The sequence below is a fragment of the Streptococcus sp. OMI870 genome, from assembly GCF_047460295.1.
In the GTDB taxonomy this organism is placed as follows: domain Bacteria; phylum Bacillota; class Bacilli; order Lactobacillales; family Streptococcaceae; genus Streptococcus.
The window spans coordinates 208,139-226,315 of the sequence record NZ_JASHGM010000002.1; the positions used below are offsets into that span (position 1 = coordinate 208,139).

The 18,177-nt window shown below is 43.3% G+C and carries 13 protein-coding genes; 9 read left to right on the plus strand and 4 right to left on the minus strand.

Annotated elements, in window-relative coordinates; genetic code table 11:
* Positions 1 to 47: 47 nt before the first annotated feature.
* Entirely contained in the window at positions 48 to 2,126 is a 2,079-nt protein-coding gene (locus tag QM968_RS05115) for a surface-anchored 5'-nucleotidase (protein WP_414326011.1), read from the minus strand.
* Positions 2,127 to 2,551: 425 nt separating this feature from the next.
* Between QM968_RS05115 and QM968_RS05120 the strand changes: the two genes are divergently transcribed.
* Positions 2,552 to 2,890, plus strand: a complete 339-nt coding sequence (locus tag QM968_RS05120) for a CHY zinc finger protein (RefSeq protein WP_414326077.1) — start codon at positions 2,552 to 2,554, stop codon at positions 2,888 to 2,890.
* Between the two features lie 46 nt (positions 2,891 to 2,936).
* On the opposite strand, the gene QM968_RS05125 is transcribed toward QM968_RS05120, so the two are convergent.
* From QM968_RS05125 to hutI, 3 genes are all read right to left on the minus strand, one after another.
* Complete coding sequence (locus QM968_RS05125) at positions 2,937 to 3,476, minus strand: biotin transporter BioY (protein ID WP_009731602.1); 540 nt, start codon at positions 3,474 to 3,476, stop codon at positions 2,937 to 2,939.
* A gap of 391 nt (positions 3,477 to 3,867) precedes the next feature.
* Entirely contained in the window at positions 3,868 to 6,252 is a 2,385-nt protein-coding gene (locus tag QM968_RS05130) for a phosphoketolase (protein WP_414326012.1), read from the minus strand.
* A gap of 294 nt (positions 6,253 to 6,546) precedes the next feature.
* The gene (gene hutI / locus QM968_RS05135) at positions 6,547 to 7,794 is read right to left on the minus strand and encodes an imidazolonepropionase (protein ID WP_414326013.1); all 1,248 of its coding nucleotides are present in this window, start codon (positions 7,792 to 7,794) and stop codon (positions 6,547 to 6,549) included.
* Between the two features lie 200 nt (positions 7,795 to 7,994).
* Here hutI and QM968_RS05140 point away from each other — a divergent pair, with 200 nt between their 5' ends.
* From QM968_RS05140 to hutG, 8 genes are all read left to right on the plus strand, one after another.
* On the plus strand, positions 7,995 to 10,025 hold the full coding sequence (locus QM968_RS05140; RefSeq protein WP_009731605.1) for a urocanate hydratase: 2,031 nt from the start codon (positions 7,995 to 7,997) through the stop codon (positions 10,023 to 10,025).
* An 81-nt stretch (positions 10,026 to 10,106) separates the two neighbouring features.
* Entirely contained in the window at positions 10,107 to 11,006 is a 900-nt protein-coding gene (ftcD, locus tag QM968_RS05145) for a glutamate formimidoyltransferase (protein WP_006595667.1), read from the plus strand.
* Between the two features lie 12 nt (positions 11,007 to 11,018).
* Positions 11,019 to 11,648 carry a cyclodeaminase/cyclohydrolase family protein gene (locus QM968_RS05150; protein WP_414326014.1) on the plus strand — a complete coding sequence of 210 codons (630 nt, stop codon included), beginning with the start codon at positions 11,019 to 11,021 and terminating at the stop codon, positions 11,646 to 11,648.
* A 52-nt stretch (positions 11,649 to 11,700) separates the two neighbouring features.
* Complete coding sequence (locus QM968_RS05155; protein WP_414326015.1) at positions 11,701 to 13,374, plus strand: formate--tetrahydrofolate ligase; 1,674 nt, start codon at positions 11,701 to 11,703, stop codon at positions 13,372 to 13,374.
* Between the two features lie 15 nt (positions 13,375 to 13,389).
* A complete protein-coding gene (locus QM968_RS05160; RefSeq protein WP_414326016.1) occupies positions 13,390 to 13,968 on the plus strand; it encodes a HutD family protein in 579 nt (192 codons plus the stop codon).
* A gap of 21 nt (positions 13,969 to 13,989) precedes the next feature.
* Positions 13,990 to 15,318: an APC family permease gene (locus QM968_RS05165; RefSeq protein ID WP_414326017.1), complete on the plus strand. Its 1,329-nt coding sequence runs from the start codon at positions 13,990 to 13,992 to the stop codon at positions 15,316 to 15,318.
* 232 nt (positions 15,319 to 15,550) lie between these two features.
* Positions 15,551 to 17,092: a histidine ammonia-lyase gene (hutH, locus tag QM968_RS05170; RefSeq protein WP_414326018.1), complete on the plus strand. Its 1,542-nt coding sequence runs from the start codon at positions 15,551 to 15,553 to the stop codon at positions 17,090 to 17,092.
* A gap of 84 nt (positions 17,093 to 17,176) precedes the next feature.
* On the plus strand, positions 17,177 to 18,169 hold the full coding sequence (gene hutG, locus QM968_RS05175; protein WP_414326019.1) for a formimidoylglutamase: 993 nt from the start codon (positions 17,177 to 17,179) through the stop codon (positions 18,167 to 18,169).
* Positions 18,170 to 18,177 lie beyond the last annotated feature (8 nt).

Sequence of the window (18,177 nt, forward strand, 5' to 3'; positions counted from 1 at the left end):
TCTTAAAAGAACGGACGTTTTTTAGGGTCAGTTAACGTATGAACGACTTAACCTTCACGTTTTTTGCTAGCTACAAAGCCTGCCAAAGCTAGTGAGGTCATACCAAAGAGGCTAAGGACTGTTGAAGCCAATTCATCTTGACCTGTTTTTGGAAGACCAGTTGCTGGCGTAGCAGCTACTTCTGCTTGACCACCCGTATGATAGGTAACAGCGACTGGTTTAACACTTGCAACTTCTTTCGTTTCAGGTGCAGCTGGTTGAGCTGAACTCACTGGGTTTTCAGGTTGAGGTGTTGGGGTAGCAGGAGTCACTGGAGCTACAGGAGTTGCTGGATCCACTGGTGCTGGCTGAGGTTCCGGTTGTGGAGTTGGTTCAGGTGCAGGAGTTTCTTCTTCCACTTTTTCTACAAAGGTCTTGTTGCCTAAAATAGAAGCAGATAACTTCTTCCCTGCCTTATTCAAATCTTCGATGTATTGGATAAAGACTTCTGTATCCGGATTAATAGCCCCAATCAATTTTGTATCACGGAAGACTGAGAAGCCATCTCCACCACCATACAAGAAGTCGTTGATAATCGCTTTGTAGGTCTTGGTACGATCAATTTCTGTGCCATCTGCCTTGTAGACTTTCACGACCTTATAAGGATTTTCTTCCGTTGCATCCGCTGGTTTGGTATAGGTGTACTTGATCCCTGCCATTTGCAAGAAGTAAAGTTCTTTCTCATCATACTGTTGGTCCAAAGCTTTATAAATTTGGTCTCCGGTAATTTCGACTACTTGAAGGATATTTCCAAATGGTTGCACGGCTTGAGCTGCACCCCAGGTTACAGTTCCATCTGGTTTCACCACGAGGTCTGCACGAATCCCCCCATTATTAGTGAAGGCAAAATCAACATCTGGATAGCCTGATTTTTTAGCAATATCCAATTGGGCAGCTGTGACCAGATCCCCAACAGCACTTTCTTTTTGCGCATTCAATTCACGGGTAATATTTTCTGCTTTTTCTGCTGAACCAATTTTCGCTTCTGTTACCTTTTTAACAGTCTCGTTGGCTTCATTGATGATCGCTTGGACCTTGGCATCTTTAGCTTTACCTTTAGAAGGATCGACAGCGATAATTTTAGCAGTTGGAGCTTTGACAAAGTCAGCTGTATCTGTATCTAAGACTCCACGGACATCAGAGTAGGCCTTTCCTTGAGAAGTTCCTTGCACAATCAAGGTATTGCCGACCATCCCATTTGTATATTGGTGGTTGTGACCAGCAAAGACAAGGTCCACAGAGTTTTCAGGATAGATCTGGTTTAATTTTTTGATCATGTCTGCAGCTGGTCCTTCTGCTACCCCATTTTTACTTGTTGCAGCAACGTGGGCCAAGACAGCGATGGCATGAACCCCTTGGTCATTCAACTCACGCGCATATTTGGCAATGGATTCTGCTTCATCCAAAACGCGGTATTGTTCATGATTTTTACGCAAGACTAGATTTGGGAATTCTGTCGTAACAACCCCGATAAATCCAACTTTTACGGTCTTGTCATTGACTGGGATTTCTTTGATGGTATAAGGTTTCCAGTCAAATGGAATTTTGTTAGTATCTTTGTCGACCAAGTTGGCAATCACGACTTCCTGCTTGGATGCTTCGTGTGGGTACTCATCCACAATTTTGTTGAATTGACCTGGTATTGGGGCTTCCCCCTTCATGATCCGGTTGAATTCACCAAGTCCTTCGTCAAACTCATGGTTTCCAAGTGTTCCGTATTCAAAGTTCATTTCATTGAAGACTTTTACAGATGGTTCATCTTGAAGGAGGGCAGAGTTGGCTGGACTAGCGCCGACCATATCTCCAGCTTGCACACGAATACTAGCATTTGGACTTCCAGCATTCTCCGTTTCAAATTCTTTTTGCGAATCGTTCAAATAGGTTGCCAAAAGTGGGGCTGTTCCTGCATTCTTCACAGTCTCCCCTTCTAAACGGGCTGTCCCCGTTTGTTCCAAGGCACCGTGGAAGTCATTGACTCCCATGAACTGTACGGGCAATTCGTCTGCAAAGACACTATTGATCGCAAAAACACTGAGACCGGCAGCGACTGCTAGGATACTGCTTTTCAAGATAACTTTTTTCTTCATTAAATACTCCATTTTCTAATGTCGGACACTTCTCCAAAGAGGAGAAAACAGAAAAATTGATTTGCTGCAATCAGCTCTTCCATTTTACTATTTTTTCGGTTTTTCTTCAATATTTCTTTGAAAACTCTTCCATCTTTCTCTAGAAAACGCTTGATTCCCGAACTTATATCCAGCTGTCTTTTCTTTAGTTCCTAGATCTATAAATTGTAAAATAAAAATCAGTCCCTAAAGATTCATCAAATAAGAACTGAAAACTATTGTTACGTAGAAGCGTAAGATTGACACAATGAATCATGTGAATCGACTATACTTTTCTCCTGTAAATACAAATCATTTGTGCTATAATGTGATTAATGGAAAATAGTAAAAGTACAATCACTAGAAAAACTTTCAGAAATCAGGAACCTGATGTCCTGGGCAAGACAATTGCTTCTACTCCTTGTCCACCAGTAGCACAAATTCATGGCCTCCTGGTAGATAAGGAAAGTAGGTGCCAACACTATCATTCTCCACTAGATATTGTTGCTCTAAAATGCTATGACTGTCAAAAGTATTATGCCTGTTATCAATGTCATGATCATATAGAGGATCATAGATTTAGAGCTTATCCTTGCCACATAAAGCAGGATAAGGTAGTTATCTGTGGTGTTTGTCTACATGAGATGACTATTGAAAACTATCAAAAGTCTATCTCTTGCTCTCATTGTCACAGTCGGTTTAATCCAGCTTGTTCAAAGCACTATGACATTTATTTTGCAAAATAAAAAGATTGAAGACATTGTTCGTGTGAACAGAGCCTTCAATCTTTTTTTATTGGAAGTAGCTATGATTTTTTAAAGATTTTAAAATGGGTTTCATCACCAAAGCGACAACAAGGCCTTTCAAAAGATCAGGAATGATAAAAGGCACTAAACCAACAGCTATAGCACCAGACCAAGGCATATTGCCAAGGAAGTGAAGACTGATGATACCTCCGACAAAGACAAGAGCATCACCTAAAACAAAAGCTAAGAAATTTTTCCAAATAGGAGCTGTAGCATGAGTCAGTTTAGAGGTGACAAACGCAAAAAGTGGATAAGCGAGCAAATAGCCTACAGAAGGTTTAACGAAGGATTGAAGGCCACCTCCTCCACCTGCAAAAACTGGTAAACCAATAGCTCCCAAGAGAAGATAGAGGAGTCCAGCTAATGCAGCTTCTCTTGGTTTAAAAATAGCGGCCACCAGCCCCACAGCAAAGGTCTGTAATGTGATGGGAACGGCACCAATGGGGATAACTATTTGAGCCAATGTGGCAATAATAGCAGCTCCGAAAGCTGGAAGAACAATTGAAAAAGTATGATGTTGTTTCATTTTTTAGTTAACCTCGTTTTTAAATATGGTTAACCTATTATACCAAACAACCCCTTAATGGTCAACCAAGATATAAAAACAGGTTGACTGTAGAAACTGGAATTCGTTTGTAATTTTCTTTCTCAAGCAATCCCACTTTCCAGCATTCTTTTTTATTTTAGGAAATCATTCACCTAGCTACTGATGGGCTAATCAAATATTTTTAAAAAAATATCAAATTCTTTTACCGCTAGCATCATCAATGCAATCCACAAGGTGATTCCACCCTCTATGTGGATAGAAGACTTCCACAAACTGATGGAACAGCGCTTAACTGTTTCAAAAAAACAATTGGAAATGTAAAAGACGGTCTAAATAAGACAAAAAAGCCGGATTGCTCCGGCTCTTTCTATTATTTATTTACGTTTTCCCATTTCCAGTTTTGAACTTCTGGAATGTCGTCTCCATTTTCACGGATATAGGCGTTGTGGAAGGCTACTGTTTCATCCATTTGAGCTGCAAATTCGCTTGCTGCTTCTCCAAGAGCTGCATTAGCTGCATCTTGTGCCAAGTGGAAGCGGTCCAACTCAGACATCACACGCATATCGAATGGTGTTGTGATATCTCCGTTTTCACGGTAACCATGCACACGCAAGTTGTGGTTGTGACGGTTGAAGAAGATGTCACGGATCATGCCTTCATAACCGTGGAAGGCAAAGATCACTGGTTTATCAGCGGTGAAGACCTTGTCGAACTCTTCATCTGAAAGTCCACGCGCGTCGACGGATGGGTGACGCAATTTCAAGATGTCTACAACGTTAACAAAGCGGATCTTCAATTCTGGGAAGGCTTTGTGAAGAATCGTTACGGCTGCAAGTGCCTCTAAGTTTGGCTCTGTACCTGCTGCTGCAATAACAAGATCTGGCTCTTCATCTGCTGAAACAGTTGATGCCCAATCGATCACCTTGTATCCTTCACGAACCAATTCTTCTGCTTCGTCAGCTGAGTAGAATTGAGGACGTGGGTGTTTAGAAGAAACGATCAAGTTGATCACATCTTCTGCCTTGAAGGCTTGGTCCATCACTGCAAGCAACGTATTAGTATCTGCTGGCAAGTACTCACGGATGTATTCTGGAGTTTTTTCTGCCAAGTGAGTCAAAATACCTGGATCTTGGTGAGTGTAGCCATTGTGATCTTGTTGGAAAACAGTTGAAGTCGCAATCAAGTTCAAGGCTGGGTAGTTTTTACGCCATGTCGTGTGAGTCTTAGATTTACGCAACCATTTGAAGTGTTGAGTAATCATAGAGTCTACGACACGAAGGAATGATTCGTAAGATGCGAAGAATCCATGACGACCTGTCAAGACATATCCTTCAAGCATTCCTTCCGCTTGGTGTTCTGACAATTGAGAGTCAATCACACGTCCAGCAGGGCTCAAAGCTTCATCGTAGTCTGGTTTCATACGTCCTAACCATTGACGGCTTGTACGAGTGAAGACTTCTTGAAGACGGTTTGATTTGGTTTCATCTGGTCCAAAGATACGGAAGTTATCTGGGTTCGCATCCACAAGATCTGCTGCATACTTACCAAATTCGATCATATCTTGCGCCATGATAGCACCTGGTGTTTCGATCTTGAAGGCATGTTTCTTCCAATCAGCAGTGTCCATTGGTTTGATGACACCTGCGTTTGTGATTGGGTTCATAGCCATCCGACGGTCACCTTTTGGTGCAATTTCAGCAATCTCAGGAAGTAATTTACCAGTTTCGTCGAACAACTCAGCTGGACGGTATGATTCCAACCAAGAAAGCAGAGCATCCACATGCTCCATGTGGTGAGCATCTACTGGGATTGGCACTTGGTGCGCACGGAATCCACCTTCGATTGGTGTTCCTTCCCAAGCTTTTGGTCCAGTCCAACCTTTAGGAATACGAGCAATTAAGACAGGGTATACTGGTTGAGTTGCTTCTTCTGCAGAACCTTTACGAGCTTCTGCTTGGGCTTTCTTGATTTCTTCAATCGCTTCGTCCAATTTTTCTGCAAACAAAGCATGAGCAGCTTCGTGATCATCAGAAATAGCCGTTACGTCTGCAAAAATTGGTTTCCAACCAAGACCTTCAAAGAAGAGGGCCAATTCTTCGTCTGTTTTGCGTTCGAAGATTGTTGGATTGTGGATCTTCCCACCGTTGAGGTAGAAGATTGGAAGAACAGCACCATCATTGACTGGGTTCAAGAAGGTATTGGCCAACCAACCAGCCATCAATGGACCAGTTTCCCCTTCACCATCACCGATTACGGTTGCAGCAATCACATCTGGATTATCCAAAACAGCTCCAGCTGCGTGAGAAAGAGCGTATCCAAGTTCTCCACCTTCGTGGATAGATCCTGGTGTTTCAGGCGCCGCGTGAGAAGCGATTCCTCCTGGGAATGAGAAGATTTTACATAGGTGTTTGAAGCCTTCTTCATTTTGTGGGATGTTTGGATTCAATTCAGTATAAGAACCATCCAAGTATGAGTTGGATACCATTACTTGTCCACCATGACCTGGACCTTCGATGTAGAACATATCCAAGTCATATTTGTTGATGGTACGGTTCAAGTGAGCATAGATAAAGTTTTGCCCTGGTACAGTTCCCCAGTGTCCGATTGGGTGAGCTTTTAAGTCATGTTCAACAACTTCACGCTTCAACAATGGATTATCTTTTAAGTACATTTGAGCAGCTGAAATGTAGTTGGCTGCACGCCACCAAGCGTCTACTTTATCCAAGTAAGCTTTGCTGTTATAATCGACAGTCATCTTGTCTCCTCACAATTTCTAGACAGGTTATTTTAAAAAAACCTGTTCATTTTATTAATAGTTTAAACACTCTGTTTTCATGTTCAAACAGATGATATTGAAAAAAATATTCAATATAACTTCTATTTTATCAAGAATTTCTCTTTTTGTACATCAGAAAGTAAGAAAAATATTCTTTGAAGGTCAAATTTTTATTCTCCAATAAAGCGCTTCCATTCACTGTGGTAATCTGATAGAAAAAAGACTTTGCTGATTCTTGCAAACCAGCAAAGTCCCCAATCAAATAGAAACCGTTTAAATGACTTTTTGACCTTTCTTGTAAACATCTGTCACCAGATTTGTCGCAAAGAAATAGAAGAGATAATCTAGATTCGGTGCATCATAAATCGTGATATCTGCTTGTTTTCCAATATCCAAAGATCCAATGGTTTTGGCACGATCTACAGAATAAGCTGCATTGATGGTCACCGCATTGAGGATTTCCACTGGAGTTAGGCGCATCATGAAGCAGCCAAGGTGCATGGCAAACTGAAGATTGGCCGTCGGACAGGAGCCTGGGTTGCTATCAGTCGTTAGGGTAATAGCCATACCAGCATCCAACATCTTACGAGCCGGTGCATAGGTATCTTCCATCAGACTAAAGGTTGTTGCCGGCAAAAGATTTCCAATAACTTTTGCTTTTGCTAGTTTTTGAATGCCCTCATCGGTAATGACCATCAAGTGTTCTGCGCTAGTTGCTTTCAACTCAGCCGCCACATCTACTCCACCGATGGACTCGATTTCATCTGCATGAATCCGTAGCTTGAACCCCATTTCCTTTGCTTTCGAAAGAAGATAGCGTGATTCATCCGCTGTAAAGACACCCTTTTCACAGAAGATGTCACAGAATTCAGCCAGATTGTCTTCTTTTACCTTTGGAAGCATTTGTTCAATAATCAGATCTAAATACTCTTGAGAACGGCCCTTGTACTCTGTCGGGATCGCATGAGCTGCCATAAAGGTTGAAACCAGATCAATTTCATGGTCTCGGTCCAAGGCTGCTACTACATCTAATTGGCGTTTTTCAGTTTCCCAATCCAAACCGTAACCACTCTTGGCTTCAACAGTTGTCACCCCATGACGCAACATATAATCCAACAGTCGTTTAGACTTGTCATAGAGATTATCAAAAGATGCTTCACGTGTTGCCCGAACCGTGCTAAGAATTCCACCGCCTTGGGCGAGGATGTCTAAGTAAGAAACACCCGCTAACTTTTTAGCAAACTCATGCTCACGACTTCCTCCATAAACTAAGTGAGTGTGGCAATCAATCAGACCAGGTGTTGCGACCTTTCCTTCACAGGATTTCACTTCCGTATGGTCATCGATCAGTTCTGGATCTGGTTGACCTGTTCCAACTGCGAGGATCTTTCCATCTTTAATGGCGATATAAGCATCGGAAAGAATTTGGGCATCTGCCATCTCCTTCCCATAAAGAGGATGGCCGAGGTCCTTTGGACAAAACAACTGGTTAAAGTGGGTTAATAGAATATCAGCAGACATACGAAACATTCCTTTCTATTTCCGTTATAATTTCATTTTACAATTCTAAAGAAAAAGCGTCAAAAAAAAGTCAAAAAGTTGACCCCTCACTTTTTTTTGCTTTATTAAAAATTCTATTTTTTTTTGACTCTTTATTGACGTTTCTTCGATACAATAAAGAAAATATAAATTCATAGTTCAGCTATAAGGAGGATTCCACTATGTCATTTATAGACGAAAAAGAAATTGCAGCAGCTATGTCTGTCAAACTTGACTATGATGTCCTACCTGAAAAGGCAACTTTTCAAGAAGGTATTCGTCGTGCACCAGATAGAGGCTTCCGCTTAACGCAAGCTCAAACAGAGATTGCCCTTAAAAATGCTCTGCGTTACATTCCTAAAAAATTCCATCAAGAGTTGATCCCAGAATTCCTGGAAGAACTAAAAACTCGTGGTCGCATCTACGGCTACCGCTTTCGTCCAAAAGAACGCATCTACGGAAAACCAATTGACGAGTACAAAGGAAACTGCACCGCTGCTAAGGCTATGCAGGTCATGATTGACAACAACTTGAGCTTTGAGATTGCTCTTTATCCATATGAATTGGTCACTTACGGAGAAACAGGTTCTGTCTGTGCTAACTGGATGCAATACAACTTGATCAAGAAATACTTGGAAGTCATGACGGAAGACCAAACCTTGGTCGTTGAATCTGGTCACCCACTCGGTCTCTTCAAATCTAAACCAGAAGCTCCTCGCGTAATCATTACCAACGGTCTATTGATTGGTGAGTATGACAACATGCACGATTGGGAAATTGCTGAAGAGATGGGCGTTACCAACTACGGTCAAATGACTGCTGGTGGCTGGATGTACATCGGCCCTCAAGGAATCGTCCACGGTACCTTCAACACCCTTCTCAATGCTGGTCGTCTGAAACTCGGCGTTGCTGACGATGGTGACTTGACCGGTAAACTCTTTATTTCATCTGGTCTCGGTGGGATGAGTGGCGCTCAAGGGAAAGCAGCTGAAATTGCAAAAGCTGTTGCCATCGTTGCAGAAGTAGACCGCTCTCGGATCGAAACTCGTCACTCCCAAGGTTGGATTAGCCAAGTAACCGACAGTGCCGAAGAAGCTGTGAAATTGGCTCAAGCAGCCCTGGAAGCTGGTGAATCTACTTCTATTGCCTACCATGGTAATATCGTAGACTTGCTTGAATATGTCAATGAACACCAAGTCCATGTTCATCTCTTGTCTGACCAAACCTCTTGCCACAACGTTTACGATGGTGGTTATTGTCCAGCTGGTATTAGCTTTGAAGAACGGACACGCTTGTTGGCAGAAGACAAGGAAACCTTCCACCGTCTCGTCGATGAAACTTTGGCTCGCCACTTCGCAGTGATTAAAGATTTGACCGCTAAAGGTACCTACTTCTTCGACTATGGTAATGCCTTCATGAAATCTGTTTATGACTCAGGCATCAAGGAAATTTCTAAGAATGGTCTCGATGACAAAGACGGATTCATTTGGCCATCTTATGTAGAAGATATCATGGGACCTATGCTCTTTGACTATGGTTATGGTCCATTCCGTTGGGTCTGCCTCAGCGGTAAACACGAAGACTTGATTGCAACTGACCATGCAGCTATGGAAGCGATTGATCCAACTCGTCGCTACCAAGACCGCGATAACTACAACTGGATTCGCGATGCTGAAAAGAACCAATTGGTGGTTGGTACAGAAGCTCGTATCCTCTATCAAGATTGTATGGGCCGTGTCAACATTGCTTTGAAATTCAATGAACTCATTCGCCAAGGTAAGATTGGACCTGTCATGATTGGACGTGACCACCATGACGTATCTGGTACAGATGCTCCATTCCGTGAAACATCAAACATCAAAGATGGATCAAACGTTACTTGTGATATGGCCGTTCAATGTTACGCTGGTAACGCTGCTCGCGGTATGAGTCTTGTTGCTCTCCACAATGGTGGTGGTACTGGTATCGGTAAAGCTATCAACGGAGGATTCGGTCTCGTTCTAGACGGTAGTCACCGAATCGACGAAATTATCAAATCTGCTATTTCATGGGATACCATGGGAGGGGTTGCCCGTCGGAACTGGGCACGGAACGATCATGCTATTGAAACAGCGATCGAATACAACCGTCTCCATGCAGGAACAGACCACATCACTATTCCTTATCTTGCAGACGAAGATTTGGTCAAAGATGCGGTTCAAAAATTGTTTTAATTCAAAAAAATAAAAATTGAGAAAGGGGAGGAGAATACATTGCCCTCCTTCCCCACTTCTCCTATAAAAAGAGGTAATCATATGGCAAAAATTGTTGAGTGTATTCCAAACTTCTCTGAAGGACGCAATCAAGCTGTAATCGACGGATTAGTCGCTACTGCAAAAAGCATTCCAGGTGTTACATTATTAGACTATTCGTCTGATGCTAGCCACAACCGCAGCGTCTTTACACTCGTTGGGGATGAAGAAACCATTCAAGAAGCGGCTTTCCAATTGGTAAAATACGCATCTGAAAACATCGATATGACCAAACACGAAGGCGAACACCCTCGGATGGGAGCAACAGACGTTTGTCCATTCGTTCCAGTCAAAGATATCACAACAGATGAATGTGTCGAAATCGCTAATAAAGTGGCAGAACGAATCAATCGTGAATTGGGTATTCCAATCTTCCTCTATGAAGATGCCGCAACCCGTCCAGAACGCACCAACCTCGCTAAAGTTCGTAAAGGCCAATTCGAAGGAATGCCAGAAAAATTGTTGGAAGAAGACTGGAAACCAGACTACGGTGAACGCAAGATTCACCCAACTGCAGGGGTTACTGCTGTCGGTGTCCGTATGCCACTCGTTGCCTTCAATGTCAACCTTGACACAGATGATCTAGAAATTGCCAATAACATTTCTAAAATCATTCGCGGATCCAGCGGTGGATACAAATACTGTAAAGCGATTGGTGTTATGCTAGAAGATCGCAACATTGCCCAAGTTTCTATCAACATGGTCAACTTGGAAAAATTCCCATTGTATCGCGTCGTTGAAACCGTTCGTTTCGAAGCACAACGCTATGGTGTTCGAATCATCGGAACAGAACTCATCGGACTTGCTCCAGCTAAGGCTTTGATCGACTCTGCTGAGTACTACTTGCAATTAGAAGACTTTGACTACAGCAAACAAGTCTTGGAAAATCACTTGTTGGGTTAGAAAGGGAGTTCTATGAAACTAGTTGACTTAAGTATTACTGAGTTTGCCAAGGTTCTTGGTTCAGATGCCCCAGCTCCAGGTGGTGGTTCTGCTGCTGCCCTATCCGCTGCGAATGGGATTTCCCTTACAAAAATGGTCTGTGAACTGACCATTGGTAAGAAAAAATACGCTGAATTTGAAGACCACATCAAAGGGGTTCACGAAAAAAGTGCCCACCTCCAAGATCAATTACTAGAAGCTATTGACAAGGATACAGAAGCTTTCAACGTCGTATCAGCTGTCTTTGATCTTCCAAAAGAAACCGAAGAAGAGAAAGCCGCTCGTCGCGAAGCCATGCAAAAAGCCTTGAAACATGCGACAGTATCTCCTTTCTCTATGATGGAACTCATCGTTGAAGCTCTTGAAACCACCAAAGAAGCTGTTGGTAAGTCCAACACCAATGCGGCGAGCGACTTAGGAGTGGCTGCTCTCAACCTTAAAGCTGGCCTTCAAGGGGCTTGGCTCAATGTCCTGATCAACATTTCAGGAATCAAGGACCAAGACTTTGTCCAAGAATACCACGGCAAGGGTCTCGAACTCCTCCAAACAGGTTCTGAGCTTGCAGATAGCATTTACCAAACTATTTTAGAAAGTCTATCTTAAGCCTACCAATCAACGTTATAACTTTAATACCTACAAAGAAAGAAGGGATTCTATGGTTTTATCGGATATTGAAATCGCCAATTCTGTCCAAATGAAACCCATCACCGAAATCGCTGCCGAATTAGGATTAACTGAAGAGGATATTTCTCTCTACGGAAAATATAAAGCAAAAATTGATGGCAACCAATTGGAACAATTGAAAGATAAGGAAGATGGAAAACTGATTCTTGTGACAGCCATCTCTCCGACACCTGCTGGAGAAGGAAAGACAACAACCTCTGTTGGGTTAGTGGACGCCCTCTCTGCTATCGGTGAGAAAGCCGTCATTGCCCTCCGCGAACCATCTCTTGGCCCTGTCTTTGGGATCAAGGGTGGTGCTGCTGGTGGAGGTTACGCTCAAGTTGTTCCAATGGAAGACATCAACCTTCACTTTACAGGGGACTTCCATGCCATTGGGATTGCCAACAACCTGCTCGCAGCCTTAATTGACAATCATATTCACCACGGCAATGAGTTAGGCATTGATTCTCGTCGCATCACTTGGAAACGAGTAGTCGACATGAACGACCGTCAACTCCGCCATATTGTCGACGGCCTTCAAGGAAAAACAAACGGAGTTCCTCGTGAAGATGGTTTCGACATCACAGTGGCTTCTGAAATCATGGCTATTCTCTGTCTCTCAGAAAACATCCTTGACCTTAAAGAACGCCTTGATCGTATCATTATCGGTTACAACTACCAAGGGCAACCCGTGACAGCTAAAGACCTCAAAGCTGGTGGTGCTATGGCAGCTGTTCTCAAAGATGCCATTCATCCCAACTTGGTACAAACTTTAGAACATACTCCTGCTATCATCCACGGTGGTCCATTTGCCAATATCGCTCATGGCTGTAACAGTGTGCTGGCTACTAAACTAGCTCTCAAATATGCAGACTATGTTGTGACAGAAGCTGGTTTTGGAGCAGACTTAGGTGCTGAAAAATTCATTGACATCAAGTGCCGCATAGCAGGACTTAAACCTTCTGCCGTAGTCCTCGTCGCAACCATCCGTGCTCTCAAGATGCATGGTGGAGTTGCCAAAGCGGACTTGGCTACTGAAAATGTCCAAGCCGTTATCGATGGTCTGCCAAACCTCGACAAACACTTGGCCAACATCCAAGAAGTCTACGGTCTACCTGTAGTGGTTGCCATTAACAAATTCCCACTGGATACAGAAGCGGAACTTGAAGCCGTATACGAATCATGTAAGAAACGCAATGTAGATGTGGTCATTTCAGATGTCTGGGCAAATGGTGGAGCTGGTGGACGCGAACTGGCTGAAAAAGTCATTCAACTAGCTCAAGAAGAAAATCACTTCTCTTATGTCTATGACGAAGAAGACAGCATTGAAACAAAATTGACCAAGATTGTCACAAAAGTTTATGGTGGTAAAGACATTAGCTTAACACCGGCGGCCAAACGCGAACTAAAAGAATTAGAAGCACTTGGTTTCTCAAACTACCCAATCTGTATGGCCAAAACACAATATTCCTTCTCCGATGATGCCAAGAAGATCGGAGCACCGACAGATTTCACTGTCAAAATCAGTAACCTTAAGGTAGCAGCCGGAGCTGGCTTTATCGTCGCTCTCACCGGAACGATCATGACTATGCCTGGCCTGCCAAAAGTTCCAGCCAGTGAAAAGATTGATATCGATGCCCAAGGCAATATCACTGGTCTCTTTTAAGAAAGAGGACGTCCTATGGTGACTATCCTTCATCTTACCCCTTCAGATTATCAGATATCTACTTGGTCCGGTGGCCAAACCACCCAACTCTTCCTCTCTCCAAAAGAGGGAAGTTATCAGGATCGAACCTTTGATTTCCGACTCTCTACTGCAACAGTAGAGGTTGAAACAAGTGATTTTAGCGATCTCACTGGCTTCCACCGAATCTTAATGCCCTTGAATGACTCCATTCGACTCACCCATCAACACAAAGAAGTGGTCTTGAATCCATTTCAAAGCTACTTCTTTGACGGAGGAGATCCTGTATCTAGCCAAGGGACCTGCCAAGATTTTAATCTGATCTACAAACCTTCCTATCAGGGGAATATGAGTGCTATATCCCCATATGAAAGTGCCACGAGTCAGAGTCGCTATCAATTTATATACGCTCTCTGTCCTCTCACACTCCAATGGGAAACAGGACAATCTCAAACCCTCCAAACTCACGAGCTCCTGGTTATCGAACAAGCATCTCCTCTTCAAGAGATGACAATCACGTTTTCACCCCTTCAGTCTGGGGAGCAACCGATTGCTATCTGGACTGTACTTAAATAATGTTCAAAAAGGAGAGACATTATGAACGGAGCACATAAACAGTCGATTGAGGAACAGGAAAAAGCCAAATTCAGCTTTAGCGGTGCCACTCTATACGGTATCAATGCCGTGATCGGGTCTGGTATCTTCCTCTTGCCACAAAAAATTTATGCCGGTTTAGGACCAGCTTCCCTAGCCGTCATGTTCGGAGTAGCTATTCTTGTTATGCTACTATCAGCCTGTCTGGCTGAAACGGCTGGCTACTTCGATAAAAACGGTGGAGCCATGCAATACTCCAAAGCAGCTTTCGGAGACTTTGTCGGCTTTAACGTCGGAATTCTCGGTTGGGCCGTTACCGTTATCGCTTGGGCGGCTATGCTAGCTGGTTTTGCTAAAATCTTCATCATTACCTTCCCAGCCTTCGAAGGCTACAACCTACAGATTAGTATTGCCTTACTAATCCTATTAAGTATCATGAACATCGCTGGTTTGAAAACATCGAAAATGTTCACACTGACAGCTACTGTTGCGAAATTAATCCCTATCGTTCTCTTCTCACTCTTTGCTATCTTCTTCATTTCAGGAGGCGTGAGCAAGGGCAACTTCACACCTTTCCTTCAATTGGAAAGCGGATCAACTCTCTTTAGTGCTATTTCGAGTACCGCTGTTTACATCTTCTACGGATTTATCGGATTTGAAACCATGTCCATCGTTGCAGGGGAAATGCGGAATCCTGAAAAGAACGTTCCCCGTGCCATTTTAGGATCTATCAGTATCGTCTCAGTTCTCTACATGTTGATCATCGCTGGAACAATCGCTATGCTCGGTGGTCGCATTATGCAAACTGGTGCACCGGTACAAGACGCATTTGTTGAAATGATTGGCCCTATCGGAGCTCCTCTCGTTTCATACGGTGCCCTCATTTCAATCGCCGGTCTAAACATTGGTGAATCTATTATGGTTCCTCGTTTCGGGGCAGCCCTAGCAGATGAAAAACTCTTGCCAGAAGGTCTTGGAAAAACAAACTCTAAGAATGCTCCAGTCATTGCCATTATTATTTCTGGTATCTTCGCTTTCTTACTCTTGCTTACAGGTTCCTTTGAATCATTAGCAACCTTCAGCGTAGTCTTCCGTTTCTTCCAATACATTCCAACTGCTTTGGCAGCACTCAAACTCAGAAAAATGTATCCAGACAAAAAGGTTACCTTCCGAGTGCCATTTGGTCCTGTTATTCCAATTTTAGCTGTTGTGATTAGTATCTTGATGATTGCAGGTGACAATCTAATGAACTTTGCATGGGGAGCTATCGGTCTAGTGATCGCCAGTGGACTCTATTTCGTTTTCCACGGAGATAAACTAGGTAAATCATAAAGCATTCTTCACTCATTTTCTTAATACACTAGATGGGAACTCTGGCGGGAGTAGGCTTAGGTTCTACTCCCCAGCCCATCTATGCTTTCACGAATATCAAACATGAGCTCTTTTCTCTAAGCCTCCTTTAGATCCCTATAAGCTGGATAGACAATGGGCCCATGTTTGGTATTCAAATTGAAGTACACAAACCTACTTCTACAGAACAACTACTCATAATCGGAGGTTTTATATGACTCAATTGATTCATTTAGATGGTAATAGCTTAACACTCGAAGAAGTCATCGCCGTAGCTCGCCATGGTGCCCAATGTGAGCTTGACGAACAAGCAAAAGAAGCTGTCGTCGCTTCTCGTAAGATTGTCGATGATATCGTCCGTGAAAAACGAGTGGTCTATGGTGTTACCACTGGCTTTGGTTCCCTCTGTAATGTCAGCATCTCTCCAGAAGATACTGTTCAACTTCAAGAAAACTTGATCCGAACTCATTCATCTGGTTTCGGTGATCCACTTCCAGAAGATGCCGTTCGTGCCATCATGCTGATCCGTATCAACTCGCTCTTGAAGGGCTATTCTGGCATTCGTCTGTCAACTGTTGAAAAACTGTTGGAATTGCTCAATAAAGGGGTGACTCCTTATATTCCAGAAAAAGGATCTCTCGGAGCTTCTGGAGACCTCGCTCCTCTATCTCACATGGTTTTACCAATGTTGGGACTTGGACAGGCCTACTACAAGGGTCAACTCTTAAGCGGTCAAGAAGCTCTCGACCAATCTGGTATTGAAAAGATCCAATTGGCTGCAAAAGAAGGGCTTGCCTTGATCAATGGTACAACCGTTCTAACTGGTATCGGAGCTCTTGCAACCTACGACGGTATCCAACTGCTCAAACTTTCTGATATTGCCGGTGCTCTTTCAATGGAAGTCCACAATGGTATTACCAGTCCATTTGAAGAAGACCTTCATACCATCCGTCCTCAAAGTGGACAATTGGCAACTGCTCGCAACATCCGTAACCTCCTTGAAGGAAGCAAAAACACAACCGTTGCAACCCAACAACGGGTACAAGACCCTTACACACTCCGTTGTATCCCTCAAATCCACGGAGCCAGCAAGGATTCTATTGCTTATGTAAAAGAAAAAGTTGAAATCGAAATCAACTCTGTGACAGATAACCCAATTATTACTAAAGAAGGCCACGTCATCTCCGGTGGGAATTTCCACGGTGAACCAATGGCGCAACCATTTGACTTCTTAGGGATTGCCCTTTCTGAAATCGGAAATGTATCTGAACGTCGGGTGGAACGCTTGGTCAACAGCCAGCTTAGTAAATTACCATCCTTCTTGGTTAAACACCCTGGACTCAACTCAGGCTTCATGATTACGCAGTATGCGTGTGCATCCCTTGCATCTGAAAACAAAATCTTGTCTCACCCAGCTAGCGTCGATTCTATTCCTTCTTGTGAAAACCAAGAAGACTTCGTCAGCATGGGAACAACAGCAGCTCGTAAAGCGGCTGAAATTCTTAAGAATTCACGTCGCATCGTTGCTACTGAAATTATGGCAGCCTGCCAAGCTTTGGATCTCAAACCAGAAAATCATGAACTTGGTAAAGGTACAAAACCTGCCTATGACCTGATCCGCAACAAGGTTTCCTTCATTGAATTTGACAAAGACATCGAAATCTTTGAAGAACTCAATAAGGCATCTGCTGTTGTCGAAAGTGAAGAATTCTTAGCAACTATTGAAAAAGCAGTTGACTTAAACATTCAATACTGATACAGTAAAGATATAGCAAAAACAGAGGCTGGCGATTTTCTCAGCCTCTGAATGCTTTCAAAAAATATAAGGGAGGCAACGACCTTGCTTACAAACTACTATCCAATGACCTATAGCTATTACCAAGGTAGTATCGAGGATAATCCCTACACTGCCAAATGGGGCATGGTCACAAAATTTCTAGATCTAAATGATGAGTCCCTCACTCCATTTGAGGGTACGACCTTTGGGATTATCGGCTTTAAAAGTGATAAAGGCGTCTATATCAACAATGGACGTGTAGGAGCTGTCGAGGGCCCAACAGCTATTCGTTCTCAAATTGCCAAGCTTCCATGGCACTGGGGGACTAATGTTACAGTTTATGATGTTGGGAATATTGACGGTCCCAATCATTCGCTGGGAGAACTCCAAGAAAGTCTCTCACAAGCAATACAGCGCATGTACCAATTAGGTATCCAACCCATTGTTCTAGGAGGCGGTCATGGAACTGCTTATGGACACTACCTGGGGATCGAATCGAGCCTAAAAAAGGATGAACAACTAGCTGTGATCAATCTAGACGCCCATTTTGACTTGCGCCCATATGACCAAACTGGTCCCAACTCTGGAACAGGTTTTCGTCAAATGGCCGATCACGCAAAAGATAAAGGGCATGACTTCCCTTACCTCATCCTTGGAATCCAAGAGCACAATAACAATCTCTTTCTCTTTAATTACGTGGCTAAAACACCAAGCATTGATTTCTTAACGGGTCAAGATCTCTTCCAGATGAGCCACCCAGCCATTCTAGAACATATCGATCGATTCTTAGAACATCAAACAGCCGTCTACCTCTCCATCGATATGGACTGCTTTGCGGTCGGTTCTGCTCCTGGTGTCAGTGCCATTCAATCATTGGGGGTCGATCCTAAACTGGCCCTTATGCTGATCCAACATATTGCAGCCAGTGGGAAACTGATTGGCTTTGATATCGTGGAAGTTTCGCCTCCACATGATATTGATAACCACACTTCAAACCTTGCTGCGACCTTCATCTTTTACCTGACCCAAATCTTAGCGCAACAAACATTGAACTAGAAACATTT

What these genes read in the sequence shown, in the direction of transcription:
- QM968_RS05150 (WP_414326014.1), top strand. Translation starts at nt 11,019, where the DNA reads ATGAAACTAGTTGACTTAAGTATTACTGAGTTTGCCAAGGTTCTTGGT.
- QM968_RS05160 (WP_414326016.1), top strand. Translation starts at nt 13,390, where the DNA reads ATGGTGACTATCCTTCATCTTACCCCTTCAGATTATCAGATATCTACT.
- hutI (WP_414326013.1), bottom strand. Translation starts at nt 7,794, where the DNA reads ATGTCTGCTGATATTCTATTAACCCACTTTAACCAGTTGTTTTGTCCA.
- QM968_RS05125 (WP_009731602.1), bottom strand. Translation starts at nt 3,476, where the DNA reads ATGAAACAACATCATACTTTTTCAATTGTTCTTCCAGCTTTCGGAGCT.
- QM968_RS05115 (WP_414326011.1), bottom strand. Translation starts at nt 2,126, where the DNA reads ATGAAGAAAAAAGTTATCTTGAAAAGCAGTATCCTAGCAGTCGCTGCC.
- hutH (WP_414326018.1), top strand. Translation starts at nt 15,551, where the DNA reads ATGACTCAATTGATTCATTTAGATGGTAATAGCTTAACACTCGAAGAA.
- QM968_RS05130 (WP_414326012.1), bottom strand. Translation starts at nt 6,252, where the DNA reads ATGACTGTCGATTATAACAGCAAAGCTTACTTGGATAAAGTAGACGCT.
- QM968_RS05155 (WP_414326015.1), top strand. Translation starts at nt 11,701, where the DNA reads ATGGTTTTATCGGATATTGAAATCGCCAATTCTGTCCAAATGAAACCC.
- ftcD (WP_006595667.1), top strand. Translation starts at nt 10,107, where the DNA reads ATGGCAAAAATTGTTGAGTGTATTCCAAACTTCTCTGAAGGACGCAAT.
- QM968_RS05140 (WP_009731605.1), top strand. Translation starts at nt 7,995, where the DNA reads ATGTCATTTATAGACGAAAAAGAAATTGCAGCAGCTATGTCTGTCAAA.
- QM968_RS05165 (WP_414326017.1), top strand. Translation starts at nt 13,990, where the DNA reads ATGAACGGAGCACATAAACAGTCGATTGAGGAACAGGAAAAAGCCAAA.